The 6,071-nt window shown below is 73.3% G+C and carries 6 protein-coding genes; 3 read left to right on the top strand and 3 right to left on the bottom strand.

Annotated elements, in window-relative coordinates:
• Both PSH25_RS13500 and PSH25_RS13495 read left to right on the top strand, forming a co-directional pair.
• A partial coding sequence (locus tag PSH25_RS13500) for an ATP-binding protein (protein ID WP_502361348.1) occupies positions 1–1,965 on the top strand: 1,965 nt, incomplete at its 5' end.
• 90 nt (positions 1,966–2,055) lie between these two features.
• Positions 2,056–2,748 (top strand): hemerythrin domain-containing protein, encoded by a 693-nt coding sequence (locus tag PSH25_RS13495; protein ID WP_238659427.1) that lies wholly within the window; start codon positions 2,056–2,058, stop codon positions 2,746–2,748.
• Positions 2,749–2,910: 162 nt separating this feature from the next.
• Here the strand turns inward: PSH25_RS13495 and PSH25_RS13490 are convergent, their stop codons facing one another.
• A complete protein-coding gene (locus PSH25_RS13490) occupies positions 2,911–3,558 on the bottom strand; it encodes a TetR/AcrR family transcriptional regulator (RefSeq protein ID WP_238659426.1) in 648 nt (215 codons plus the stop codon).
• 50 nt (positions 3,559–3,608) lie between these two features.
• Here PSH25_RS13490 and PSH25_RS13485 point away from each other — a divergent pair, with 50 nt between their 5' ends.
• Entirely contained in the window at positions 3,609–4,538 is a 930-nt protein-coding gene (locus PSH25_RS13485; RefSeq protein WP_238659425.1) for an NADP-dependent oxidoreductase, read from the top strand.
• Between the two features lie 92 nt (positions 4,539–4,630).
• On the opposite strand, the gene PSH25_RS13480 is transcribed toward PSH25_RS13485, so the two are convergent.
• Positions 4,631–5,197: a dienelactone hydrolase family protein gene (locus PSH25_RS13480; RefSeq protein WP_238659424.1), complete on the bottom strand. Its 567-nt coding sequence runs from the start codon at positions 5,195–5,197 to the stop codon at positions 4,631–4,633.
• A gap of 55 nt (positions 5,198–5,252) precedes the next feature.
• A partial coding sequence (locus tag PSH25_RS13475) for a nucleotide disphospho-sugar-binding domain-containing protein (RefSeq protein ID WP_238659423.1) occupies positions 5,253–6,071 on the bottom strand: 819 nt, incomplete at its 5' end.

Here is a 6,071-nt window from a genome sequence, read left to right as displayed (position 1 = left end):
GACAACGCCGAGCGGCTCGCCGACACGATGGCCGTCCTGGCCCGCCGGTCACCTCACCGGATCCCGTTGGGCGGTCTGACCACGTCCGAGGTCGAACGGCTGCTCGGCGCGCTGGCCCGGACCACCGTCGACCCGGACACGGTCGCCGCGTTGGCCGAGCGGACCGGCGGCAACCCGTTCTACGTCCGGGAGTCGGCACGGCTGCTCGCCGCCGAGGGCACGCTCGTCGCCACCTCCGACGTGCCCGAGGGCGTACGCGACGTGCTGCGCCGACGACTCTCCCGCCTGCCGGCGACGGCCGTCTCGGTGCTGCGCCTCACGGCGGCGGTCGGGCGGGAGGCCGACGTCCGCACCCTCGTCGACGCCGCCGGCACCGACGAGGCCACCGTCCTGGGGGCGCTGGAAGCCGGGCTGACCGCCGGGCTGCTCACCGAACCGGCGCCCGGGCGGGTGCGGTTCGTGCACGGCCTGGTCTGCGACACCATCTACACCGACCTGCCGCAGCTGCGCCGCACCCGCCTGCACGCCCGGATCGCCGCCGCCACCCGCCGGCTGCGGCCCGACGACTACCCGGCCCTGGCCCACCAGTACGCCCGCGCCGCGTCGGCCGACACCGCGCCGCTCGCCGTCGACTACGCCATCCGGGCCGCCGAGCTGGCCGAGCGGCGGTACGCGTACGACACCGCGATCGAGCTGCTCAGCAATGCTGTCGAGGCCGCCGCCACGGTCGCCGGGGACCGCGACGCGCTCCGGGTCGACCTGCTCGGGCGGCTGTTGCGCGCCCAGGGGCGGGCCGGGGCGGTGGCCGCCGCCCGGCAGACCCGGGCCCGGGCGATCGACGTCGCAGCGGAGTCCGGCCGCGACGACCTGCTGGTCGCGGCGTTCACCGCGTGGACCGTGCCCACCCCGTGGCTGACCCACGAGTACGGCGTGGTGGACCACCGGGTCGTCGAGTTGCTCACCCGGCTGCTGCGCGCCGACGACCTGGACCCGGTCGCCCGCTGCCGGCTGCTGGAGGCGCTGGCCACGGAGTTGGACGGCGAGTCCGATCCGCGAGGCGTGGCGGCCGGACGGGAGGCGCTGGCCCTCTCGCGCCGGCTGGGCGACCCCGAGCTGCGCGCCCTCGGCCTGGCCGCACGGTTGCGCACCATGAGCTACGAGCGGGAGGCGCCGGACCGCCGGGAGTTCGCCCTGGAGCTGCGCGATCTCGCCGACGAGCACGGGCTGGTGACCTACCGTTCCGTCGCCGAGCAGGCGCTGGGCCACTCCGCTGCCGCGCTCAACGAGCCGGACGAACTGCGCCTCAGCGTCGCCCGGCAGGGATGGCTGGCCGAGACGTACCAGCTGAACGAGGCGCAGACGATCAACCTGTGCTCGCTGGGCGCCCTCGCGCACATCGCCGGTGACTTCGTCGCCGCGCGGCGGCACTACGACCAGGTCGCCGTGCAGATGCGGCGGCAGGGTTCGCTGCACGCCGAGGCCTTCCACTACTTCTCCACCGGGACCCTGCTGATCAGCCAGGGGCGGTTCGGTGAGCACCTGGAGGCGACCCGGCGGATACGGGGGTCGTTGGGCCCGATCGTGGACGACCTGCTGGCCCTGGCGCTGATCGGAAACGGACGCCTCGACGAGGCGCGGGCCATGCCGATCGGGCGGCACACCTACCGTCCGGACTACTTCGAGTCGGCCCTGCTCACCGTGCGCGGGATGGTCGTCGTGGCGCTGGGTCGACGGGACCTGGCCCAGCCCGTGATCGACGCGCTGCTCCCGGTATCTGACCAACTGGCCGGATTCTCCACCACCGCGGCCGTGGTGCGGCCGGTCGCGCTGACGCTCGGGGAGCTGTTCCGGCTGGTAGGACGCAGCGAGGAGGCGACCCGGCACTTCACCCTCGCCGCCCGGGTGGCCCGTCGGTGGGGGTCGCCGCACTGGCTGGCCGAGGCGACGGCGGCCCTGGCCGACTGACCGCCACGGTTGGTGGATTCCAAGCCGGTTCCAAGTGACACCGAGCATGATCAACAGATCTGTGCCAGTTGATCCCTCGGAAAGGTCACCGTGAACCAGAACCACCGCGAAGCCATGGCCGACGTACGCGACATGCACATGGCGCACTCGGCGCTCCGTCGCGAGTTCAGCCTGCTGCCGCAGCTCGTCCGCGACGTCACACCGGGCGACGCCACGCGCGCGGAGGTCGTCGGCGCCCACGCCGAGATGCTCTGCCACATCCTGCACGTGCACCACGAGGGCGAGGACCTGCTGCTGTGGCCCCGGCTGCTGGAGCGCGGCGGCGCGGAGGCCGCGGCGATCGTCCCCACCATGGAGGCGCAGCACCACGCCATCGAGGACGCCCACGCGGCGGTGGTCGCCCTCCTCCCCGGGTGGCGCCGCACCGGAGGCGGCGGTGAGCACCTTGCGGACGCCCTGGAGCAGCTACGCGCCGCGCTGATCGAGCACATGGCCCTGGAGGAGAGCGAGATCCTGCCGCTGGCGCAACGGCACATCACCGCCCGGGAGTGGATGCAGCTCGGCGAACACGGGATGAGCAAGTCCCCGAAGAAGCAGCTCCCGTTGGCCTTCGGCCTGGCCATGTACGAGGGCGACCCGGAGGTGGTCAAGGCGGTGCTGGCGCACGCCCCGCTGCCGGCCCGGCTGCTCATGCCGATCATCGCGCCGCGGCTCTTCGCCAGCCACGCCAAGCGGGTGCACGGCACCGCCACGCCCCCGCGCGTCGGCGCCACCGTCCGCTGAGCGAGGTCGGGCGAGCCGGTTGGGTCGGCGGCTCGCCCGACCTCGGGACCCCCCGCACTGGTCTGCCCTGGCGGCGCACCACCGAACCCACGCACGGCAACCCCACCACCAGCGACGACCCCGACTACCAGTCATCCGAGTCGCGAAGTTGTCACTGGAGTACTAGCCCACCTGACTGCGTCGGGATACCGATGCCGGGGACGCCAACCGCGCCACGGGCGGGAGCGGCGAGACCTCCGGGGAGGCCTGGAATGCCGAGATGGCGAGCGCGGCGAAGCGCCGGGAGGCGCTGACCTGGATAGTCGGCGAGGTCGCGTGGATACCGCTGTTGGCCATGAGCACGAGGATGACGTCGTCCAGGACGAAGTCGGGGCGCAGGCGACCCGCCTCCATCGCGCGGCGGGCCAGTTCGTCGATCGCTCTGAGCGCGTATTCACGGCGCGCCTCGAAATCGACCGCATTGGGAAAGGTCGACACAAGAGCTGCGGTAAAGCCTCGGTCGCGTGCGTGCAGTTCACACATCTTCTCGATCACGAGACAGAAACCGTGCCATGGATCCGAATCGGCAAGGCCCTCGTCGACAACGCCGCGACACGCGTACATCTGTTCTGCGAATGCCTCGGTGACCAGCATCTCCTTCGTCGGAAACCGGCGGTACAGGGTCGCGGGTGCGACCCCGGCGCGCCGTGCGACCTCCCGCATCGGCACGTCCAGGCCGTCAACGGCGAAGACCGCGCGGGCGGCCTCGAGGATGCGCTCGCGGTTGTCCAGGGCGTCGGAGCGAAGAGCGTGAGGCAAACGATCGGTCACGGCTCTCACTTTAGCGAGGCGGACAGCAGCCTGCGTTAGCGTCCGTACGCATGAGGGCTTTGCAATTTTCGAAGTACGGACCCGCGAGTGTCCTTGAGGTGTCGGAGGCACCGGAACCGCACGCCGGCCCCGGCCAGATACGGGTGGCGGTTCGGGCCTCGGGTGTCAATCCGGCCGACACCTACGTTCGCGCCGGCCGATTCCAGGAGTGGATGCCGCTTCGCCTGCCGCACGTGCCCGGCGTCGACGCTGCCGGGGTGGTGGATGAGGTCGGCGACGGAGTGACCACCGCTCGGGTAGGCGATGAGGTCTTCGGGATCACGGACTACGCCCAGATGGGCGGAGCGAACGCCGAATACGCCGTCCTGGCCGCGTGGGCACCGAAGCCGGCCGCCCTGACCTGGGAGCAGGCCGGCGGCGCGGCGGGCAACATCGAGACGGCCACCCGAGTGCTCGACCGGTTGGGCGTCAAGGACGGCACGACGCTGTTGATCGAGGGCGCGGCCGGCGGGGTCGGTACGACCGCGATCCAGCTCGCGGTCGCTCGCGGCGCGACCGTCATCGGCACGGCCAGCGACCGCAACCATGAGTTCGTCGCCTCGCTCGGGGCGATCCCGACCACCTACGGCCGTGGGCTGGCCGAGCGGGTCCACACTCTGGTGCCCGGCGGGGTGGATGTCGTACTCGACTGTGCCGGCTCTGGTTCTCTGCCCGACCTGGTCGGCCTGGTCGCGAGCCCGGACCGGGTAGTGAGCATTGCCGACATCAACGCGACGGCCTACGGCGTGCACCTGTCGCGCGGCTCTGGCCCCGGCGCGGACACACCGGCTCTCGAAGGAATAGCCGCCGCCGGCGAACTCGCCGAGCGGGGTCGTTTCACAGTGCCGGTCGCGGCCGTGTTCACTCTGGAAGAGGCGGCCGCCGCCCACGAGCTGAGTGAGTCCCGCCATGCGCGAGGCAAGATCGTGCTGAAGCCGTAGCGTGCCCACCCCGCCGCTGTCCACCTGACCCGAGCACACGCGGCCGGGGGTTGCCGCCGAACTCCGCCGGGGCCAGGACGCGGGACGGGTGCTCAGCGGGTGGCCAGGAAGGCCAGCACGCGCGGCCAGGCCGCCGCGGTGGCGTCCGGCGAGTACTCGGCCACGTCCGGGTCGGTGAACAGGTGGCCCACGCCGGGATAGCGGAAGACCGTCAGGTCGGCGCCGGCGTCGGTCATGGTCTGCTGCCACTCGTCGACCTCGTCCGGAGCGTCGTACGGATCGGGGTCGGCGAGGTGCAGTTGCACCGGCAACCCGGGTCGGACCGTGTCCGGGGCGCCGCCGGTGCCGTGCAGCAGGAGCAGACCGGCGGCGGCGGGGCGTTCGGCCAGCAGCGCCCCGGCCACACCGGCGCCCATCGAGAAGCCCGCGAGGACCGTCTCCGGTGGCAGGTCGCGCAGCGCGGCGCGGGCCCGGTCCAGCACCACGTCCTGGCCGACCTTGTCGAGCAGCGCGAAGCCCTCCTCGACGGTGTCGGTGGCCGGGACGCCGTACAGGTCGGGGGTGCTGACCTGGTGCCCGGCGGCGCGCAACCGGTCGGCGGCGGCGCGCACGGCGGGCCGCAGCCCGTACACGGAGTGGAACAGCACGACGTGTCGCATCGGGTCATCCTGCCGCAGTCGACAGTGCATACGGGGTGGCCACGCGGGGTGGACCTCAGACCAGTGCCGCCAGCCGCGCGACCAGTGCCGCCGGTGGCGGCATCGCGGCGATCTCGCGGCTGACCTGCGCGGCAGCGGTACGCAGGTGCTCGTCGGTGAGCAGCTGGGTCAGCGCCCGCGCGGTGATGTCCCGGGGGCGCAGCGCCAGGCCGGCGCCCCGGCGGGCCACCAGCTCGGCGTTGTGCCGCCGATCCCCCGGACCCGTGGTGGCGAGCTGGGGCAGGCCTGCGGCGAGGGCGCCGAAGGCGCTGCCCGCACCGCCGTGGTGCACCAGTGCCGCGCTCGCCGGCAACGCCTCGTCGAGCGGGATCCAGTCGACCACCCGCACGTTGCCGGGCAAGGAGCGGGCCGACCGCTCGTCGGGGCGGGCCAGCACGATCTCGGCGTCCACCTCGGCGGCGGCGGCCACCACGGCGGGCATCGGCCCCCGGTCGCCGGGGCCGGTCAGGGTGCTGCGGGTGACCAGGATCCGGGGGCGCTCACCCGGCTCGCGCAGCCAGGCCGGCAGCTCACCGCCGCCGACGTAGGAGGTGTAGCGCATCGGCCAGCCGCCCTGGGTGGCAACGCTGGGCGGGGCCACGGCGAGGGCGGCGGCCGGCGTGGGCAGCTCGGTGATGCCGTGGCGGCGCAGCGCGGCGCCGAGTCGGGCGACGGTGGCGCCAACCAGGTCCCGGCCGTCGAAGAGGGCGTTCTCCTGGCGTACGGCCGGCACGTCGAGCCGCGCGGCGGCCACCGCGCCGGCGACCGCGAACGGCTCGTACAGCACCAGATCGGGCCGCCACCGGGTGGCCAGCGCGACCACCGGGTCGGTGAG

The sequence above is a fragment of the Micromonospora foliorum genome (genome assembly GCF_022229015.1).
Lineage (GTDB): Bacteria > Actinomycetota > Actinomycetes > Mycobacteriales > Micromonosporaceae > Micromonospora > Micromonospora foliorum.
This window is presented reverse-complemented; position numbering and strand designations above follow the sequence as displayed.

Coding starts and splice junctions, on each gene's coding strand:
- PSH25_RS13480 (WP_238659424.1), bottom strand. CDS start 5,197: ATGCGACACGTCGTGCTGTTCCACTCCGTGTACGGGCTGCGGCCCGCC.
- PSH25_RS13485 (WP_238659425.1), top strand. CDS start 3,609: ATGAGGGCTTTGCAATTTTCGAAGTACGGACCCGCGAGTGTCCTTGAG.